This window comes from Chryseobacterium indologenes (assembly GCF_018362995.1).
In the GTDB taxonomy this organism is placed as follows: Bacteria; Bacteroidota; Bacteroidia; order Flavobacteriales; family Weeksellaceae; genus Chryseobacterium; species Chryseobacterium indologenes_G.
Genome location: NZ_CP074372.1, coordinates 4,298,974 through 4,318,014 on the forward strand (window position 1 = coordinate 4,298,974; position 19,041 = coordinate 4,318,014).

The 19,041-nt window shown below is 36.1% G+C and carries 16 protein-coding genes and 3 tRNA genes; 15 read left to right on the forward strand and 4 right to left on the reverse strand.

Annotated elements, in window-relative coordinates; all coding sequences use genetic code 11:
* Positions 1–5: 5 nt before the first annotated feature.
* Positions 6–194, forward strand: coding sequence for a DUF6496 domain-containing protein (locus DYR29_RS19565; protein ID WP_213278167.1), 189 nt, complete (start codon positions 6–8; stop codon positions 192–194).
* 72 nt (positions 195–266) lie between these two features.
* Here the strand turns inward: DYR29_RS19565 and glgP are convergent, their stop codons facing one another.
* A complete protein-coding gene (gene glgP, locus DYR29_RS19570; RefSeq protein ID WP_213278168.1) occupies positions 267–1,931 on the reverse strand; it encodes an alpha-glucan family phosphorylase in 1,665 nt (554 codons plus the stop codon).
* Between the two features lie 204 nt (positions 1,932–2,135).
* On the opposite strand from glgP, the gene DYR29_RS19575 reads away from it, so the two are divergent.
* The 5 genes from DYR29_RS19575 to DYR29_RS19595 all read left to right on the forward strand — a co-directional run bounded on the left by DYR29_RS19575 (position 2,136) and on the right by DYR29_RS19595 (position 8,901).
* Positions 2,136–2,933: a hypothetical protein gene (locus tag DYR29_RS19575; RefSeq protein WP_047424181.1), complete on the forward strand. Its 798-nt coding sequence runs from the start codon at positions 2,136–2,138 to the stop codon at positions 2,931–2,933.
* A 204-nt stretch (positions 2,934–3,137) separates the two neighbouring features.
* Positions 3,138–5,240, forward strand: coding sequence for a T9SS type B sorting domain-containing protein (locus DYR29_RS19580; RefSeq protein WP_213278169.1), 2,103 nt, complete (start codon positions 3,138–3,140; stop codon positions 5,238–5,240).
* Between the two features lie 88 nt (positions 5,241–5,328).
* Positions 5,329–5,919: a DUF1572 family protein gene (locus DYR29_RS19585; protein ID WP_213278170.1), complete on the forward strand. Its 591-nt coding sequence runs from the start codon at positions 5,329–5,331 to the stop codon at positions 5,917–5,919.
* 66 nt (positions 5,920–5,985) lie between these two features.
* A complete protein-coding gene (gene mtaB / locus DYR29_RS19590) occupies positions 5,986–7,332 on the forward strand; it encodes a tRNA (N(6)-L-threonylcarbamoyladenosine(37)-C(2))-methylthiotransferase MtaB (RefSeq protein ID WP_213278171.1) in 1,347 nt (448 codons plus the stop codon).
* A 54-nt stretch (positions 7,333–7,386) separates the two neighbouring features.
* Complete coding sequence (locus DYR29_RS19595) at positions 7,387–8,901, forward strand: FMN-binding glutamate synthase family protein (protein WP_047424189.1); 1,515 nt, start codon at positions 7,387–7,389, stop codon at positions 8,899–8,901.
* Positions 8,902–8,964: 63 nt separating this feature from the next.
* Here DYR29_RS19595 and DYR29_RS19600 read toward each other — a convergent pair whose 3' ends face one another.
* Positions 8,965–9,744, reverse strand: coding sequence for a hypothetical protein (locus tag DYR29_RS19600; RefSeq protein ID WP_213278172.1), 780 nt, complete (start codon positions 9,742–9,744; stop codon positions 8,965–8,967).
* Between the two features lie 55 nt (positions 9,745–9,799).
* Between DYR29_RS19600 and DYR29_RS19605 the strand changes: the two genes are divergently transcribed.
* Entirely contained in the window at positions 9,800–10,237 is a 438-nt protein-coding gene (locus DYR29_RS19605) for an RNA-binding S4 domain-containing protein (protein WP_213278173.1), read from the forward strand.
* A 17-nt stretch (positions 10,238–10,254) separates the two neighbouring features.
* On the opposite strand, the gene DYR29_RS19610 is transcribed toward DYR29_RS19605, so the two are convergent.
* Positions 10,255–10,770, reverse strand: coding sequence for a shikimate kinase (locus tag DYR29_RS19610; protein WP_047377852.1), 516 nt, complete (start codon positions 10,768–10,770; stop codon positions 10,255–10,257).
* Positions 10,771–10,885: 115 nt separating this feature from the next.
* On the opposite strand from DYR29_RS19610, the gene DYR29_RS19615 reads away from it, so the two are divergent.
* From DYR29_RS19615 to DYR29_RS19625, 3 genes are all read left to right on the forward strand, one after another.
* Positions 10,886–10,958, forward strand: a tRNA-Lys gene (locus DYR29_RS19615).
* Between the two features lie 36 nt (positions 10,959–10,994).
* Positions 10,995–11,077: transfer RNA gene (locus DYR29_RS19620), tRNA-Leu, on the forward strand.
* Between the two features lie 57 nt (positions 11,078–11,134).
* Positions 11,135–11,207: transfer RNA gene (locus DYR29_RS19625), tRNA-Lys, on the forward strand.
* Between the two features lie 165 nt (positions 11,208–11,372).
* Here the strand turns inward: DYR29_RS19625 and panC are convergent.
* Positions 11,373–12,221, reverse strand: a complete 849-nt coding sequence (panC, locus tag DYR29_RS19630) for a pantoate--beta-alanine ligase (protein ID WP_142719556.1) — start codon at positions 12,219–12,221, stop codon at positions 11,373–11,375.
* 171 nt (positions 12,222–12,392) lie between these two features.
* Between panC and DYR29_RS19635 the strand changes: the two genes are divergently transcribed.
* The 5 genes from DYR29_RS19635 (at position 12,393) to gldL (ending at position 18,990) form a co-directional block, all read left to right on the forward strand.
* Positions 12,393–13,163 (forward strand): glycogen/starch synthase, encoded by a 771-nt coding sequence (locus DYR29_RS19635; RefSeq protein WP_047382402.1) that lies wholly within the window; start codon positions 12,393–12,395, stop codon positions 13,161–13,163.
* 13 nt (positions 13,164–13,176) lie between these two features.
* On the forward strand, positions 13,177–14,814 hold the full coding sequence (locus tag DYR29_RS19640; protein ID WP_213278174.1) for a DUF4270 family protein: 1,638 nt from the start codon (positions 13,177–13,179) through the stop codon (positions 14,812–14,814).
* A 37-nt stretch (positions 14,815–14,851) separates the two neighbouring features.
* Entirely contained in the window at positions 14,852–16,705 is a 1,854-nt protein-coding gene (gene glmS / locus DYR29_RS19645) for a glutamine--fructose-6-phosphate transaminase (isomerizing) (RefSeq protein WP_213278175.1), read from the forward strand.
* A gap of 108 nt (positions 16,706–16,813) precedes the next feature.
* Complete coding sequence (gldK, locus tag DYR29_RS19650) at positions 16,814–18,238, forward strand: gliding motility lipoprotein GldK (RefSeq protein ID WP_047424201.1); 1,425 nt, start codon at positions 16,814–16,816, stop codon at positions 18,236–18,238.
* A gap of 53 nt (positions 18,239–18,291) precedes the next feature.
* Positions 18,292–18,990 (forward strand): gliding motility protein GldL, encoded by a 699-nt coding sequence (gldL, locus tag DYR29_RS19655; protein ID WP_142719560.1) that lies wholly within the window; start codon positions 18,292–18,294, stop codon positions 18,988–18,990.
* The last annotated feature ends 51 nt before the right edge of the window (positions 18,991–19,041 follow it).

Sequence of the window (19,041 nt, forward strand, 5' to 3'; positions counted from 1 at the left end):
AAATCATGAGCAAGACTAAATATTCAGAAAAAGCTCAGGACAAAGTAGGAAAAGTTATGCACGAATTCAAGGAAGGAAAACTGAAATCTTCTTCCGGAAAGAAAGTGACAAGCAGAAAGCAAGCCGTAGCCATCGGCATTTCTGAAGCTAGAGAAAAGGGCCTTAAAGCGCCTGCAAAGAAAAAAAGCAAATAAACTTATAAAGAAAAGCCCGGAAAATTTCCGGGCTTTTCTTTATAAGATGTAAATAGTGAATTCGTATTTACTCTATTTCGTTTCATTATAAAGCACTTTGTAGTACTCATCTGCCATCCTGTCGCTGTTGAAGTGATCTTTTACATCATTCATTGCATTATGCTGGATTTTTCTCCATTCATCAGGATGATCATAATAGGTTGGAAGAATTTCGTTTTCAAGGATCTCATATAATTTGTTTAAATCATAGTTGTCCTGTTCATAGATGCTCATGTTCATATAATCTGCTTTCGGAACAACGAAAGAGTTTTCTCTATGTTTGGCAAATTCCGGAATCCAGCCGTCATCAGTGGATAAATTCACTGAACCGTTCATGGCAGCGGTCATACCGGAAGTTCCTGAAGCTTCCCTTGGAACTCTGGGGTTGTTAAGCCATAGATCCGAGCCTTGTTTTAAAGATTTACTTAAAGAAAGTTCATATCCCGTAAGAACAGCCATACTTTTATGATTTTTGCTTTCCTCAACAAGAGTGTTGAATGTGGAAATGGCGGAATAATCCATTGGATAAGGCTTTCCTGCCCAAATGATCTGTACCGGATATTTCGGGTTGTTCAGAAGCCTGTAGAATCTTTCTTTATCATGCAGAAGAAGTTCTGCTCTTTTGTAGCCTGCAAATCTTCTTGCCCAGACAATGGTAAAAATATTAGGATTGAATAGATTTCCCGTTTGATCTGCAACAATACTGAAAAGCTTTTTCTTCAAATACTTTTTACGGTAGTCGAAAACAGTTGCATCATTTTCGTCCTTGGCATTGTACAAAGGTTTATCAGACCAATATTTAAATTCCTGTGCATTAGTAATAGATGTAATTTCACAGATGTCAGAATATTTATTCCACATGGCTCTGGAAACCACACCGTGAAGCTGAGAAACGCCGTTGGCAATTCTGGCCATCCTCAATGCACAAAGGGAATGATTGAAGCGGTCATCATTGGAACCTTCAATCTTTTTTACTTCTTCCATGCTGTATCCGGAGAAATAAGACATATCATAACATAATCTGAAACTATGTTTTTCATTTCCTGCTTCTTCAGGCGTATGCGTTGTGAAAACCAGCTTTTCCTTAACTTTATTGAGGTCTCCGTTATATTTTTTCAACAGATAAAAGGCTGCCGGAAGTCCGTGAGCTTCATTAAGATGGTAAACATCTCTTTCAATATTCAATTCATCCAATAGCTTGGCTCCTCCTTTTCCTAATAAAATATATTGGGCAAGCTTGGTAGATTCATTGGCATCATATAATTTGTGACAGATCGTTTTGGAAACGTGATCGTTTTCCGGAACATCTGTGGAAAGGAAAAACATAGGTGCCGTATTGAATGTTTCAGGATCAAGGTACCATACTTTTACCCAAACCGGAGCACTGTGGATTTCGATTTGAAATTTTATTCCGGTGTCTTCCAGAAAGCTGTACATTTTTCTCGTCCATACAGGCTGTAAAGTCTGATCATGATTTCTGGCCTGGTCATAATAACCAAACTTCCATAGAATTCCAATTCCTATAAGGTCTTGTTTAAGATTATAAGCACTTCTCATATGAGACCCGGCCAGAAAGCCAAGTCCTCCCGAATATATTTTAAGTACCTGCTCAAGAGCAAATTCCATCGAGAAATAGGCGGTTTTTTTGGAGTATTGAGGATTGATGTTGTAGGGTATTCTGAAATTCCTAAAATCCATAAATGTGCGTTTGTGTTAGAAAAAGACAAAGGTATTAATTATGAAAATAAACTTTACATTAATTAACAGATAAATTAATTTTAAAACTAAGTGTTGAATTGTTTTTTTACTTATCTTTAAGTGTGTAAATTTTTGATTATCAAAAACTTTTAACGATGAAAGCCCAAGGCTGCATGTGTTCTTAAATAAATAAAAAAATCACACATGAAAAAGACGTTTTCTGAGGAAGATCTGATAAAGAATCTGAGTTTATATTACCTGAACAGGCATTTGAAAAAAAAGCCCATAGAGAAGTATCACCGTACCATAGACGAATCTCCGCTTCATGACCGTGAAAAGTACAGAAAGAAATCCGAGATTCTGCTTCTCAATTCTTTTATGCATCACTTCCCCGAAGTGAAATTTGAAAACCTTACCTGCGAGAGCCCGGACTTTATCGCAAAGTTAAACGACAAAAAAATCGGAATAGAACTGACTGAAGTAATCAATCATCTGGAAATGAAGAAAGTGGAAAGCACTTTGAATAAAATGTTCCGTCAGGCAGAAATATTATTAGAACAGGAAGACACTACGAAATATCGTGGTGTTTATTTTTTAGAATTCCATCCGGAAACCAAATTTGATCATCTTGAAGCACAGCAGGAAAATATCATTAATATCTATAAAAGCATCAAAAAAAACAAACCTATGGGTTGTGTAAAAAGCATCAGAAAATCTTTTCACCGAAGAAATGTCTTTATTACTCATGAATACAGTATGAGCCTTTTTGATGAACTCTGCTCGGAGAAAATTCTGGAGCTCATTGAAAAGAAAAATGAGAAATTTCCTTATTATGATACCTCGGTAGATGAATGCTGGCTGGTGATTGTTTCAGATATGAATTCTATTGCTTCAAGATATACCTTTATTCAGGATAAAGAACATTTGACAGAGGTGAAAAGTCCTTTCCATAAAATATTTCACCTGGAAAACCTGTGTGGGAATATTACCAGTATAAAATAAAGTTTTGTCTTTTGATTTATGTGTTTGGTTATTTCATGATTTAATTTAAAATTATATGAACTATTTTAAATTATTTGATGTTTTAATTTGGAATACCTTAAAATTATTTAGATTTTATTGTTTGTAATTAAAATATGGGTATATTTGGTGTGCGTTGAATATCAATATGATGTATAACTAATGAACCATAAAAACATATAATCTATGAGAAAACTTTTACTTTTCATACTTCTGTGCATCTCTCATACTTATTATTCTCAGGCAGATTGTGCTACTGCATTATCCGTCTGCGGAAACTCAAATATCACTTACAGTCCTACAGGATATGGTAATATAAAAGAATTGGTGAACTCGGGGAGTTGTATAGACTTTACAGGAGAACACAATTCTATTTGGTATAAAATTACGATTGCTACAGGAGGTACTCTTACTTTTGATCTGGTTCCGAACAATCCGGATGCCGATTATGACTGGGCCATTTTTGGTCCTAATGTAAACTGTGGAAACTTGGGATCACCCATACGTTGTAATGCTGCAACCGTTATCGGGCCTGGTCCGGCTACAGGATTAAATATGACAAGTACTCTTCTAAGTGCAGCAGGAGGTTCTTTGACTCCTTATTGTAAATATATGGATGTTTTGCCGGGACAGACGTATTATTTGTTTATTGACAACTGGGTAAGCAGCACCAGCTCTACAACGGCTCCGTTTTCTTTGACATGGGGCGGAACTGCTACACTGGCTTCACCATTTACTGACCCTAATATCCAGACACAGCCATTTACTCCTCCTGGAATTCCTGCAGCTAATCCTGCAGATCCGAGAGAAGTAGTAATATGTTCAAGTACTGATCTGTTTGATTTTTCTACATTGTCTGCGGGAATTCTTAATGGAAATCAAAACTTTAATGTAAGTTATCATCTGAGCCAGAATGATGCTTTAACAGGAAATAATCCTATTACGGCTCCAATCACGGTAAATACAACTACGGTTTACTATTACAGTATCAATTATACTGATCCAACCAATGCTACCAATCCGCTTAATAAGTGTAAGCAGGTTGGAACATTTAAATTCAAAAACGGTTCTATTACAGTTAAGAATGTAACATTAACTGAATGTAACAATAATAATGCAGGTACAGCTTTATTTGATTTAACCACAGCAGATGTTATTGGAAATCCGAATGTCACTAAAAAATACTATCACACGATGGCGGATCTCAATGCCGGTATCAATGAGATTACTACTCCTATGGCATTTGTATCTGCGGAAGGGATTATTTATGTAAAAGTCATCTCAGAATTTGGCTGTACTGCAGTGGCACAGATCACTTTGAAATTTTATTCGGTTGTCGTTGTGAATGAAGCGACCCTAAGATCATGTTTCATTGAGGCGAATCCATCCACTGCATCTTTCAATCTTGTAAATGCTTCAGTAACAGGTCAGACCAATCCGACCAAGAAATATTACCCTTCATTGACGGATGCTGTTAATCAGACGAATGAGATTCTGAATGCTAATAATTATATTGCTCCTAATGGATTTGTATATGTAAGAGTTTCCAATGCTCAGGGATGTTATACAATAGCCAGAATTACTTTAGTTGTTATTGCTCCGGTATATTCTACTACTCTTAAAGATGTAACCATTTGTGCAGAAGATCAGACCACGCTGGATGCAGGACCAGGATTCAAAAGTTACGAATGGAGTACAGGGGCTACTACCCAAACGATCAAAGCAGGAATTGGAGTATATTGGGTAAAACTTAAAACAGGAGAATGTATTGCTACACAAACAGTAAAAGTACTTCCTTCTGAACAGCCGGTTGTTTCCGGAATTGATATCTCAAATAATACAATTACAGTTTCAGTAACAGGAGGAAATCCGGCATATAAATATTCAATAGACAATATTATCTGGCAGGACTCCAATGTATTTAATAATCTTTCAAGAGGAGATCATAAAGTTTACGTAAAAGACGCTTACGATTGCGATCCCATAGAAATAGGAGTGGTTGTGCCTAATTTGGTTAACGTGATTACCCCGAACGCGGATGGAGTGAATGATGTGATTGATTATTCAGCATTAGGCAATAAACAAAATCTGATCATGAATATTTTTGACCGCTACGGAAACAAGATCTTCCAGGCTGACAGATCAAATGGTTATAGATGGGATGGTACACAGGGCGGAAGAAGAGTACCTACGGGAACTTACTGGTATTCTATCACATGGAATGAAAATGATAAAAATAATACAGCAATCAAATTTACAGGTTGGGTATTGGTGAAAAACAGAGAATAACAATAAATATAATACATAGATAAAACCACTTCAAACGAAGTGGTTTTTATTTTTAAAAGTTTTTAAATTAGATATCAAAATAGAAAAAATGAAAGACCTGTTTGTAAAACGCTTTGAATATTATAAATCTCTGGGAGATAAAACATTTGGCCAGCTTACTGATGAACAGATGTTCTGGCAGTATAATGATGAGAGTAATTCTATTGCCGTCATTGTGAAGCATCTTGCAGGAAATATGCTTTCAAGATGGACTAATTTTCTTACTGAAGATGGAGAGAAATCATGGCGTAACCGTGATGGAGAGTTTGTCAATACATTTACTACTAAAGAACAGGTGCTGGATTTTTGGGAACAAGGCTGGAAATGTTTTTTTGATGCCCTTGGAAAGATAAATGATGACAATCTTTACTCAACAACTTATATCAGAGGGGAAGCTCACCCTGTTATTGATGCTGTTCTCCGCCAGCTGGCTCACTATCCTTATCATATCGGTCAGATTGTTTATATCGCGAAAATGATAAAAAATGAAGATTGGAATACACTGTCTATTGCCAGAAACCGTTCTCAGGAGTTTAATACAGAAATGAAAAGCAAATTTTTTAATGGTGAACCAGACACCAATTCATCACCCGTCTGCTTTCAAAACAGCCCTGAAATAAGGGACGAATATAAACAATAGATTCAATCAATCTTGGATTCTTATTAAAATTACTATCTTTGCACCCATAAAATTCAGGAGTAACAAATGTCTACTTTTCATAGAACTGCCGCGTTTCATACACTTGGCTGCAAATTAAATTTTGCGGAAACATCTACTATTGCCCGTCAATTAACAGATGCAGGTTATGATAAGGTAAGTTTTGATGAAAAAGCAAACGTGTATGTTATCAATACATGTTCCGTGACAGAAAATGCTGACCGTGAGTGTAAACTGCACGTGAAAAGAGCGATGAAAGCCAATCCGGAAGGACTGGTTGTTATTGTTGGATGCTATGCACAATTGAAACCTGAAGAAATTTCCCAAATTGAAGGAGTTGATCTTGTTTTAGGAGCAAAAGAAAAATTCAATATTCTGAGCTACCTTGATGATTTGGAGAAATCTGAGAATGAAGGAGTAGTGCACTCATGTGAAATTGAAGAAACAGACTTCTTTATCGGAAGTTATTCTATTGGTGACAGAACCAGGGCTTTCCTGAAAGTACAGGATGGTTGTGACTATAAATGTACATACTGTACGATCCCTTTAGCAAGAGGAATTTCACGTTCCGATACTATTGAAAATGTTCTCAGAAACGCCACAGAAATTGCCGCAAAAGACATCAAAGAAATCGTTCTTACAGGGGTGAATATCGGTGATTATGGTAAAGGGGAATTCGGAAATAAAAGACACGAACATACTTTTCTTGATCTTATTTCTGAACTTGATAAAGTAGAAGGAATTGAAAGAATCCGTATATCTTCTATTGAACCGAACCTTTTGAAAGATGAAAGTATTGAACTGGTTTCTAAAAGTAAAAGCTTTGTTCCGCATTTTCATATCCCGTTACAGTCCGGAAGTGATGATCTTCTGAAAAAGATGAAACGTCGTTACCTGACAAAGCTGTACAATGACAGAGTAAACAAGATCCGCGAGGTAATGCCTGATGCGGCTATTGGTGTAGATGTTATTGTAGGATTTCCGGGAGAAACAGAGGAGAGATTTATGGAAACCTATAATTTCCTTAATGAGCTTCCTATTACTTACCTTCACGTATTTACCTATTCTGAAAGAGAAAATACGGAAGCAGCCACAATGGAAGGTGTTGTTCCGGTAGCTGAAAGAAAAAAACGTAATAAAATGCTTAGAATTCTATCTGAAAAGAAGAAAATGGCATTTTATCAGACACAACTTGGAAAATCGCTTCCAGTTCTTTGGGAGCACGAAAATAAAGACGGGAAAATGTTTGGCTTCACAGAAAACTATGTGAGAGTCCAGAAAGACTTTGATCCTGCATCCGTAAACCAAATCGAATTTCTGAATTTAGAAAAAATCCTGTCAGATGGCACGGTTTCTGTGCATTCTTCTTATCAAAACTTTTTAGCAAAAGCGTAGGCTCTTTGCTAAAATTCTACTAAATTTATTTTTAAACTTTTAAATACTACATTCATGAGAGATAAGTTTTTATCTTGGGGAATTGTATTAGTAATTGCTACATGGATTATAGCAATACTGATCAGAGCGCATTATTGGATACCAACGCTGTTATCCGCAATTTATGCATTAGGTGTATACAATGCTTACCAATCGAAACATGCTATTTTGAGGAACTTTCCTGTATTGGGATACTTCAGGTATTTTTTCGAGAGTATTTCACCTGAAATGCAGCAATATTTTATTGAGAGGGAGACAGACGGGAAACCGTTTCCAAGAAATCAGCGTTCTGCAGTATACAGACGTGCAAAAAATTTAAGTGATACCGTAGCTTTCGGTACACAGCTGGAAGTTAATCACAGAAAATATGAAGGGATCAAGCATTCTATTTATGCAAAATCACCTTCAGAAGAGCTTCCGAGAGTATGGGTAGGGGGAGAACAGTGTACACAGCCTTACCACGCTTCATTATTTAATATCTCAGCCATGAGTTTCGGAGCATTGAGTGACAGAGCTCAGATCTCCCTGAACAGAGGTGCCAAAAAAGGAAATTTCTATCACAATACAGGAGAAGGAGGAATTTCACCCCACCATATGGAAGGAGGTGATTTATGCTGGCAGATCGGAACAGGATACTTTGGATGTCGTGATGAAGAAGGAAAGTTCAATCCGGAGCTTTTTAAAAAATATTCAACTCTTCCTAATGTGAAAATGATTGAGATCAAGCTATCACAGGGAGCAAAACCAGGACATGGAGGAGTACTTCCAGGTGTTAAAAACACTCCGGAAATCGCAGCGATCCGTCACGTAACGCCTGGGATGACTGTTATTTCACCACCATCACATACCTCATTCTCTGATGCAGCAGGATTGCTGAGGTTTGTACAGCAGCTGAGAGAACTTTCAGGAGGAAAGCCTGTAGGTTTTAAGCTTTGTATAGGGGATACCAAAGAATTTGAAGACATCTGCGTTCAAATGAATGTTTTGAAAATTTATCCGGACTTTATTACCATTGACGGAGCGGAAGGAGGAACTGGAGCAGCACCACCGGAATTCTCTGATGGAGTAGGGATGCCATTGGAACCCGCTTTGATATTTGTGAACAGAACGCTTAATAACTATAATGTAAGACACAAACTAAGAGTGATTGCCAGCGGAAAAGTTCTTACCAGTCTGGATATTTTGAGAGCAATTTCAATGGGGGCTGATATGTGTAACAATGCAAGAGGGTTTATGTTCTCTCTGGGATGTATTCAGGCATTGAGATGTAATACAAACAACTGTCCTACAGGAGTTGCTACCCAAGATAAAATGCTTATTAAAGGACTTGATGTGACGGATAAGGCAGAAAGAGTATATCATTTCCATAAAAATACGCTTCATACCTGCAATGAACTGATTGCTGCTGCAGGAAGAAGCTCTTATGAAGAAGTAGATGCTACTATGTTTATGAGAGGAGATGAATTTGATCACCTTGCAGATCTATATTTCCCGGATATCTTAGGGAATGTAAAGCAGAAGGCAAGATGATCGTAATATATTACATAAAAAAACACCGCTATTGAGGCGGTGTTTTTTATTATATGATAACTTTTATTGCTGTTGTTCTGTTGTTTGTTTATCACCGCTTGGTCTGTCCTCCCTTCCATAAATCTGAAAGTTAAATACAAAAGATTTATTTCTGTAAGAAGTATTTAAGTACGGATAATGAGGGTTTCTAGCAAAAGCAGCTCGGGAAGGAACGATAATCACTCCCTGTAGGTTATAAGGAGCCTCACTAGAAGGATTATTGAATGCTTTGAACTTCTGTAAAGCTTCTCTGAAACCAGGAATCTGGTAATATTTTGCTTTTTTTGCAGCATCAGTTGTACCAGCCTCCAGTATTGATTTCTTTGTATAATAAAACATAGGGTCAATAACAGGAATACCAGTTCCGTCAATGGTATTTAAAAAAGCAGCTTTTGACGTAAATGAAGTGTTTCCGTCAGAATTAACAGCCAAATAAGAATAAACTCTACCCATGATTTTGATAATATCATCATCTTTGATTGTAGATTCATAAGCAGGAGTGGGGTTAGCAGGAGGCTGGGCTCCGCTTCTGACAATATAGATTGTTCCTGAAGGAAGTGTTACAGGCGACAATTCAGATAACTTCTTTTCATTATCATCCGCGGTATCCGTAGAACTGAAAGCTTTTATATTACCCTGTGCATCCAGATAATTCTCATCCATAAATTTCTTAATGGCTTGATCATCATATGTGTTTTGTGTTGCAATGTCTTCCGGCTCTACATAAACGTCTGGCGTATCATCTTTTTTACAGGCGGAAAAACACAAAGATCCTGCAAGGATATATAAAAATATTTTTTTCATTTCAAAAAACTTTAATTACTTTACAAATAATATAACGGCAAAAGTATAAAAAAATATGAGAATAGATAAATTTTTATGGAGCATTCGTTTTTATAAGACGAGAAGTATTGCAGCAGAGGAGATTAAAAAGAACAGAGTTTCTATAGGAACGTCTGCCGTAAAGTCATCTAAAGAGGTAAAAGAAGGAGATACTATTAAAATCCGTAAGAATCAGATTGATTATAAAATAAAAGTAATTCAGATTCCTAAAAGCAGGATAGGAGCCAAACTGGTGCCTCTTCATATTCAGGACGTGACAGATAAAGAGCAATATGAACTGTTGAAACTTCGTAAGATGTCACAAGACTATTACAGAAACAAAGGAGAGGGAAGACCTACTAAAAAAGACAGAAGAGAAATGGACGATTATGTAGGTAACGATATTGATTCTGACTTTACGGACTGGGATGATTTCTTTGGAGAGACAGATAACGGGGAAGAAAACGAAGATTAGTATAAAATAAAAAAGCTCTAGAGATAGAGCTTTTCTATTATTTCGTTGACAATGTCTTCCGGTTCTCTGGAATCTGTACCTACAGTAAATTGTGCTTTGCTGTAAAACTGATTTCTTTCAAATAAATGTTTAGCGATGAATTCCGGGAGGTCTTCATCAGATATATTGGCAATCAACGGTCTTTTTTCTTTCTGTTTTGAAAGTCTTTCAACCAATGTTCCTACAGAACTTCTTAAAAAAACACTTTTGGAATTATGATTGATGATCTCCATATTATTGTAATAAACAGGAGTTCCTCCGCCAAGACTTAAAACTACATTTTCTTCTGAAGCCAATATCTCTTCCAGGGCCTCTCTTTCCAGCTTTCTAAAGTAAATCTCACCCTTCTTTTCAAAAATTTCCGGGATGGTTAATTTATTTCTTCTGGAAATCTCTTTATCGAGATCAATCAATTTAAAATCGATTTTTTCGCTTAATATTTTGGAAATGTGAGATTTGCCACTTCCCATGTATCCGATCAATGAAATTACCATGAATTTTTTTTAAACAAATTTGCGAAAAAGTTTTGAGATAAAGAAAAAAGTCATATCTTTGCACCACTTAAAACAAGGGGCATTACTTAAATGAAAACTTGGTAAGTAAGTGACCGACTCGGTAGCTCAGCTGGTAGAGCAATACACTTTTAATGTATGGGTCCTGGGTTCGAATCCCAGCCGGGTCACAAGCAATAAAAATTACTGGATTTTGTAATTTTATTGCCTGCGTGGTGAAATTGGTAGACACGCCATCTTGAGGGGGTGGTTTCCTAAGGATGTGCTGGTTCGAGTCCAGTCGCAGGCACTGCAAAAAAAAAAAATTATAATTAATATTGAAATTTATTTCGTTTTAATTGTGGCCGACTCGGTAGCTCAGCTGGTAGAGCAATACACTTTTAATGTATGGGTCCTGGGTTCGAATCCCAGCCGGGTCACAAGTTTACTGAAAAGTAAATTTTTTTCATATTAATATTTTGTGATTTGGTGTTTCAAAGGCTTCCTTCAGGAGGCCTTTGATTTTTTGTATTCTACTGTAAAAAATAAAAAAAACTCTGACATCATCAGAGTTTTATCTTATAAAAATATGTGTTTTTATTGTCTTAATCTAAATGCATATTGTCAATTAATCTCACACCATCTACCACCACAACAATGAACGCTCTGAATTTTCTGTCTTTATAGAAGAAATCAGTTTCCTGTAGGGTATTTTCATCGGCAATCAGGAAGTATTCCAGTTTCATTCCCTGCTGATTGTCAAAAATGTCCGTTACTCTTTCCTTTATTTCAGGTATACTAACGGTTCTGAACCAATCGTTTACTTTTTTTAAAGTCTCATAAATGACTTTAGAAGCTTCTTTTCGGTCTTCATGAAGTCTTTGGTTTCTTGAGCTTAATGCCAGTCCGTTGTCTGCTCTGTAGATTGGAACTCCTGATATCTTAACGGGAAGATGTTTTTTATCCACCATTTTTTTAATAATAGCAAGCTGCTGAAAGTCTTTTTCTCCAAAATAAGCATTGTCAGGTTGTATCTGTCTGAAAAGCTCTTCTACAACAGTTCCTACGCCGTCAAAATGTCCGGGTCTGGATTTTCCTTCCATCTCATTTTCCAATCCATCAAAATCATAGTGCTGGCTTTCGGTTTTTTCAGGGTAGATATCTGCTACTTCAGGGATGTAAACAGCATCTACAAGGCCTGAAGTTTGAAGAATAAGAATATCTCTGTTAACATCTCTTGGGTATTTTTCAAGATCTTCAGAGTTATTGAACTGGGTTGGATTTACAAAAATTGAAGAAATCACAAGGTCATTTTCTTTTCTTGCCTCTTCATACAGAGAAAGATGGCCCTTATGTAAAGCGCCCATCGTAGGTGCGAAGCCAATTCTTTTCCCCATTTCTTTCTGTCTTTCAATAAAATCCTGAAGGACTTTCCTGTTTTTTATAACTTCCATAGTTTATTTTAATGCTATTTCAAAAATACTAAAAATATCGCATAATAATATGCACTTTTAATAATTTGGAAAAGGGAATTTTCGTAAAAAAATGTTAATTAAAATAATGTTGGATGTTTTTTTGTAATTTTGCACATTAAAGCATTTTTACAAAAATTAGATAGAAAGTTTATGCCGAATCAAAAAATACTGTACATTACTACAGAGATGTATCCATATCAGGAAGATACAAATATGGCTGCAGTGGTAAACAAAATGGCACTTAAGATGCACCAAGAAGGCAATGATGTAAGAGTTTTTATGCCAAGATTTGGACAAATAAGTGAGAGGAAATTCCAGCTCCATGAGGTAATCCGTCTTTCAGGAATGAATATCATTATCAATGACCTAGACCAGCCTCTGATCATTAAAGTAGCGTCTCTTCCGGGGGAAAGACTTCAGGTTTACTTTATTGACAACGAAGAATACTTCAAAAGAAAGCAATACTATTTTGATGATGAAGGAAATCCTTTCGAAGACAATGACGAAAGAGCTATTTTCTTTGCCAGAGGAGTTATTGAAACCATTAAAAAGCTGAACTGGGTACCAGATGTAATTCATTTAAACGGATGGATGGCTTCTTTTGTTCCAATTTATCTTAAAACTTACTACGAATCAGATACTTATTTCAAAGACGCAAAAATCGTACTTTCTCTGTATAATGAGAAGGATGCTGATTTGGATAAAAAGATCGACGAAAAACTGCAGTTTGATAATATTTCAGGATTAAAAGCGTTAGATAACCCAACAATTAAAAGCTTTGTTATCGAAAGTATGAACTATGTAAACGCTGTTGTGAAAGGGGACGAGTTTCTGGATGAAGACCTGGATAAGGCTTTCAACGAAACTACTACCGAGAAGTCGGAATATCTTGACATAGATTCTATAAATCAACTTTATTAAAAACACATTTTTAATGACTCATAATCTTAAAAGGACCTTCGCCATGCTTTTATTGGCGATTTTCGGAAGTACAATCCTTTATAACTGCGAACCGGATCCAGATTCTCTTGGTGAGCAGTTGTTCAATGATGATGCAGCACAAGGTAATGAAATTGCATATCCAGTTATCGCATACAATTATAGCAACAATGATTCAATCAGAAGTGATGCTGCCAGATTAATCAGCGGTGTGAATGAATCCGGTGCAGCCTCATATGTTGGTGTTCTTGGAGCTTTTACTGAAAGTCAGTTTGGAATGCAGAGAGCATCTTATGTTACTCAGCTGAGAATGCCGGTAGATAATTATGATTTTAACGGAGCGAATCCAAAAGTAGACTCCGTTGTTCTTGTAGTAAGACCACCAGCAAATACTACTGCAAGTACTTATTTCTTTGAAAGCGATTCATTAAAAACAAATACATTTGAGAAAAGTGATTTTCCGGTGGATGGAGTGGCTACAGCTGTTTCAATTGAGAAGAAAACTTATCCTGTTCGTAAATACGGTAAAATAGGGGGTGCTTCAAAATCAATGAAAATCAATGTACATGAAGTTACTACGTTCTTAGATTCAAATGATGATACTTTTAAACGTTCCAATAAATCAATAAGCACTGGCGAATTGTTAGGATCAGGAGTGTTTGACGGTAACATCAATTCTATATCTATCACTAAAAAATCTGATAATTCAGTTGTGTTTACAGGAAATCTTGGTTTCAGAATGAAATTGAGCAATACAAACTTTTTCCAGACTCATATTCTTGATAAAAAAGGAAAACCTGAACTTCAGGATGCTTCTAACTTTATCAGATATTTCAAAGGAATAAAAATTTCTGTAGATGAAACAGATAAATACCTTTATCAGTTCTCTCCTAATGATCTGCAGCTTATCATGTATTACAAATATGATAAAACAGACAACGGAACAACAACAAGACCACAGACAAATCTTGTTTTCAACTTAGGAGGTTCTAATGCTCATATCGGATTATATGAATACAGCAGAACTAACTCGTCTGTTGAAAAAGCATTGGCTGCAATTAATACTTCTGAAGGTGATGAAAAACTTTATGTTCAGGGAATGGGTGGTCCTTCTGTAGTAATGAAAATTCAGGATGAGACCATTGCAAACCTTAAGAAGATCTATCTTGAAAAGAAAGCAGGTATTTTAAGTGCTAAGATAAGAGTATATGTAGATCCTTTAAGCTGGAAGAATACCAACTCAACAGAAGATCGTAGATTTTCAATTTTAACCAATACGTTAAATAGTAATGGTACTATTGATTTCTCAAAATTAGCTTATACCTCAGACTTGTCAACAGGACTTGGATTATATAATTACAACAAGGATAAAGATTATTATGACATTGTAGTAACAAAAACAATCAAGGATCTTGTTGAAGATGTAAAAGATAGTGATGGGAACTTCATTAAGAATAAACCACTAATAATCAGTGCTGGAACATTTGCTGCAAATGCTACAGGAACCCTTTTAGGAGTTCGTAATACAACCAGAGCATTTGATATGAACAGAGTTATTCTTACAGGTATAGATAAAACGAATACCAATCCAAAGAGAATCCAGCTGATGGTGACTTATGGTACGAAAAAATAAATACAATAAATACAAAATACACTAGACAAAATATAATATGTGCGGAATAGTAGGATATACAGGTTTTCAAGACGCTTACGAAATTGTAATTAATGGTCTTAGAAGATTAGAATATAGAGGGTATGACAGTGCCGGAATTGTTTTAGAAGGTTCAAACAATAAGCTTGAAGTAGAAAAAACAAAAGGCAAGGTTGAGGATTTGGTGAATATTTCGAAAGAATTAAAAGGGAAATATAAAATTGGAATGGGGCACACGCGTTGGGCAACCCACGGAGTTCCAAGTGATAGAAATTCCCATCCGCACTTGTCAAACAACGGAAAAATAGCTATTGTACATAATGGTATTATCGAAAACTATGATACCATTAAAACAATGCTTACTGAAAAAGGCTTTACTTTCAAATCAGAAACAGATACTGAAGTATTGGTAAACCTTATTCAATACTTTATGGATCTTAATCCTGAAACGGATTTCCCTACAGCAGTAAGATATGCGTTAAATGAAGTATATGGAGCGTATGCTATCACTGTACTTCATGAAGATTATCCGGGAGTATTGGTAGTAGGAAGATTAGGTTCTCCTCTGGCAATAGGTATCGGGGAAAAGGAATATTTTATTGCATCTGATGCTTCTCCTTTCGTAGAATTTACAAAAGAAGCCATCTACCTTGAAGAAGGACATATGGCAACCATCTCTCTTGAAAATGGAGTAGATATCAGAACCATCAATGAGAACTCTAAAATTGAGCCGGAAATTCAGGAGCTTAAAATGAGCCTAGAGCAGATCGAAAAAGGTGGATACGAGCATTTCATGCTTAAAGAAATCTTTGAACAGCCTAAGTCTGTACACGATACAATGAGAGGTAGACTTCTTGTAGATGAAGGAGTGATCAAAATGGCAGGAATCTGGGATCATGTTGAAAGATTTAAAAATGCTAACAGAATCATCATTATTGCTTGTGGTACTTCATGGCATGCTGGTCTTATCGGAGAATATCTGATTGAAGAATATGCAAGAATTCCTGTTGAAGTAGAATATGCATCAGAATTCAGATACAGAAATCCAATCATTACAGATAAAGATGTGGTGATTGCCATTTCTCAGTCCGGAGAAACAGCTGATACAATGGCTGCTTTAAAACTGGCAAAAGAAAAAGGTGCATTTATATATGGTATATGTAATGTTGTAGATTCTTCAATTGCAAGAATTACAGATGCAGGTTCATACACGCATGCTGGTCCTGAAATCGGGGTTGCTTCTACAAAAGCATTTACGGCACAGCTTACTATCCTTACTTTAATTGCATTTAAACTAGGAAAACACAACGGAAACTTAGGAAACGCGGAATTTATGAGCTTAATTGCTGAGCTTGATGCTATTCCTAAGAAAATTGAAGAAGTGCTGAGTACGACCCACGAGCTGACTCAAAATATTGCAAAAGATTTTGTGAAAGCTACAAACTTCCTTTATTTGGGAAGAGGATACAATTATCCGGCTGCCCTTGAGGGAGCATTAAAATTAAAAGAAATTTCTTACATCCATGCAGAAGGATACCCGGCTGCAGAAATGAAGCACGGTCCAATTGCCCTGATCGATGAAAATATGCCAATTGTAATTATAGCACCTAAAAAAGGTCACTATGATAAAATTGTAAGTAATGTTCAGGAAATTAAAGCGAGAAAAGGAAAAATTATCGCTGTAGTTAATAAAGGAGACCGTCAGGTGAGTGAAATGGCAGATTATGTTATTGAAATCCCTGAAACTTCAGAATGTTTCTCACCTATCGTTGCTTCCGTACCTCTGCAACTACTTGCTTATTACATTGCAGTATATAGAGGGGCAAACGTAGATCAACCGAGAAACCTTGCAAAATCTGTTACCGTGGAATAAAAAGTTGTTGTAAATAAAATAAATTTAGATTTCTTCCGTTATTTCAAAAAAAATCTTAAAAGTTTCTTAAAAAAATTATATATTTACGGCTTAATTATAAAAATTAACATGAAAAGGATATTTCTTTTATTATTGTCTGCGTCGGTAGCATCGGTATCTTGTTCAGGTGGTGGCAGCTCTTCTGTAGGGAAGCCAGGAACAAAAGGAGAATTGATACCAAGAGAAAAAACTAAATCATTTGTTGCGGAAAGACCATACGGAATGGTCGCAATTCCTGCAGGTTCATTTGTTGCTGGTTTAGCAGACCAGGATCCAACAAATACTCCTGAAAAAGCAGCATTGAAGACAGTTACTGTTTCTTCTTTCTTCATGGATGAAGCAGAAACTACCAACTCGGAGTACAGAGTATTTATCAACTATGTAAGAGACTCTATCGCGAGAACTTTACTTGCTGAAGCTGCCGGAGAAGGTGGTGATGAAGGCGGACGTAAAGGAGCTAGCATAGGGGATTATGCATACCTTGCTAAAAAAGAAGAAAATTTAACACCTTATCAAGAATATATGGAAGGCCAGGGTGGCCGGGAAGACGGAAGTTATGATGCCAGCAAAAGATTAGATTGGAAAATCCCTTTGCACTGGAGCACAACGAAATATCCGGATGTAGAATACGCAGAAGTTTTAGAATCTATGTATCTGCCTTCTTCTTCCAGAATTGGAAACGAAAGAATTTTAGATGTAAGCAAGCTTAAATATACTTACCGTTGGGGAGATATGGACGCTGCAGTTGCAGATAACGAAAGAGGAGCTAATTACCTGAAAAGCGAAAGTATCGCGATCTATCCTGATACTACAGTTTGGGTAAAAGATTTCCACTTTGCTTACAATGAGCCATTGTTTGAACAGTATTTCTGGCACAAGGCTTACAAAGACTATCCTGTTGTTGGGGTAACCTGGGATCAGGCAAGGGCTTATTGTAACTTCAGATCTAAATTGAAAACAGATTATAACGAAAGTTTAAAAAGAAAAAAACAAAGACCATTAGAATTCCGTCTTCCAACAGAGACAGAATGGGAATATGCTGCCAGAGGAGGAATGCAGAATGCTACTTATCCTTGGGGTGGTCCATATTTAATGGATGACAGAGGTTGTTACCTTGCCAACTTCAAACCGAAGAGAGGTAACTACATGGAAGATGAGAAAAAAGGTACTTATACATATACAGCTCCAGTTAAGAAATTTAAGAAAAATGGGTTTGGGTTATTTGATATGGCTGGAAACGTTTCTGAATGGACATTATCTTCGTTTAACAATTCATCAGCTGGATTCACTTCTACATTAAATCCTTCTACTAAAGATAAAAAGGATACGAAGAAATCAGTAAGAGGTGGATCTTGGAAAGATATAGGATATGCACTAATGACAGGTGCTAGAGATTGGGAGAGAAAAGATTCCGCAAGAAGCTATATCGGATTTAGAACTGTACAGGATATTCCTGAAGCAGCTGTTAAGCCAAGAAGAGTTAACAGAAATTAATCAGACAATTTTTCAATAACAATTTTATTTAACATTAAAAAAACTAACTCAATATGTTTAAGACTAAAGATGCTTGGATGAATTTCTTTTATTCATTCGGTGCTGCAATTGTAATTCTTGGAGCTTGGCTTAAAATTACTCACATTACCTTGGGACCAATTAACGGTAACATCGCTCTTACCGTGGGACTTATTACTGAGGCGATTATCTTTATCATTTTTGCATTTGACCCTCCAAAATCTGAAGAGTCTTATGCTTGGGAAAATGTTTATCCTGAATTATTAGATAAGCATGCTAACCCAAATCCATTACACTCTAATGTATCTTCCAGAAATAACAATGCTGCAGCTCAATTTGCAGAATTAGAAAATTCTCTTTCTAACAAATTGGACAAAATGCTTGAGGATGCTAGATTAGATGTTCAATTATTTGAAAGATTGAGAACAGGAATTGATAAATTTTCAAACTCTGTTGATCAGATCAATCAAACAGTTGACGTATCTGCTTCTACTCATAAATATAATGACCAATTAAATAAAGCTGCTCAGCATATGGAAAGCATGAATGCTCTTTATGCAATGCAACTTGAAAGCGGCAAAAAACAATCAGAATTTGCTAACAAATATGTAGCAGATATGCAGAAATCTGCTGAGCAATCTGAGAAATTCAATCAAGAGCTACAAGGTTTAACTTCTAATCTTAATAACTTAAATAGAGTTTATGGTGGTATGTTAACTGCTATGAAGTCTTAATTCCTAACCATTTCTAAATTTAACTACTTAATCAAAAAACAAAGAAAAGAG

What these genes read in the sequence shown, in the direction of transcription:
- DYR29_RS19565 (WP_213278167.1), top strand. Translation starts at nt 6, where the DNA reads ATGAGCAAGACTAAATATTCAGAAAAAGCTCAGGACAAAGTAGGAAAA.
- glgP (WP_213278168.1), bottom strand. Translation starts at nt 1,931, where the DNA reads ATGGATTTTAGGAATTTCAGAATACCCTACAACATCAATCCTCAATAC.
- DYR29_RS19575 (WP_047424181.1), top strand. Translation starts at nt 2,136, where the DNA reads ATGAAAAAGACGTTTTCTGAGGAAGATCTGATAAAGAATCTGAGTTTA.
- DYR29_RS19580 (WP_213278169.1), top strand. Translation starts at nt 3,138, where the DNA reads ATGAGAAAACTTTTACTTTTCATACTTCTGTGCATCTCTCATACTTAT.
- DYR29_RS19585 (WP_213278170.1), top strand. Translation starts at nt 5,329, where the DNA reads ATGAAAGACCTGTTTGTAAAACGCTTTGAATATTATAAATCTCTGGGA.
- mtaB (WP_213278171.1), top strand. Translation starts at nt 5,986, where the DNA reads ATGTCTACTTTTCATAGAACTGCCGCGTTTCATACACTTGGCTGCAAA.
- DYR29_RS19595 (WP_047424189.1), top strand. Translation starts at nt 7,387, where the DNA reads ATGAGAGATAAGTTTTTATCTTGGGGAATTGTATTAGTAATTGCTACA.
- DYR29_RS19600 (WP_213278172.1), bottom strand. Translation starts at nt 9,744, where the DNA reads ATGAAAAAAATATTTTTATATATCCTTGCAGGATCTTTGTGTTTTTCC.
- DYR29_RS19605 (WP_213278173.1), top strand. Translation starts at nt 9,800, where the DNA reads ATGAGAATAGATAAATTTTTATGGAGCATTCGTTTTTATAAGACGAGA.
- DYR29_RS19610 (WP_047377852.1), bottom strand. Translation starts at nt 10,770, where the DNA reads ATGGTAATTTCATTGATCGGATACATGGGAAGTGGCAAATCTCACATT.
- panC (WP_142719556.1), bottom strand. Translation starts at nt 12,221, where the DNA reads ATGGAAGTTATAAAAAACAGGAAAGTCCTTCAGGATTTTATTGAAAGA.
- DYR29_RS19635 (WP_047382402.1), top strand. Translation starts at nt 12,393, where the DNA reads ATGCCGAATCAAAAAATACTGTACATTACTACAGAGATGTATCCATAT.
- DYR29_RS19640 (WP_213278174.1), top strand. Translation starts at nt 13,177, where the DNA reads ATGACTCATAATCTTAAAAGGACCTTCGCCATGCTTTTATTGGCGATT.
- glmS (WP_213278175.1), top strand. Translation starts at nt 14,852, where the DNA reads ATGTGCGGAATAGTAGGATATACAGGTTTTCAAGACGCTTACGAAATT.
- gldK (WP_047424201.1), top strand. Translation starts at nt 16,814, where the DNA reads ATGAAAAGGATATTTCTTTTATTATTGTCTGCGTCGGTAGCATCGGTA.
- gldL (WP_142719560.1), top strand. Translation starts at nt 18,292, where the DNA reads ATGTTTAAGACTAAAGATGCTTGGATGAATTTCTTTTATTCATTCGGT.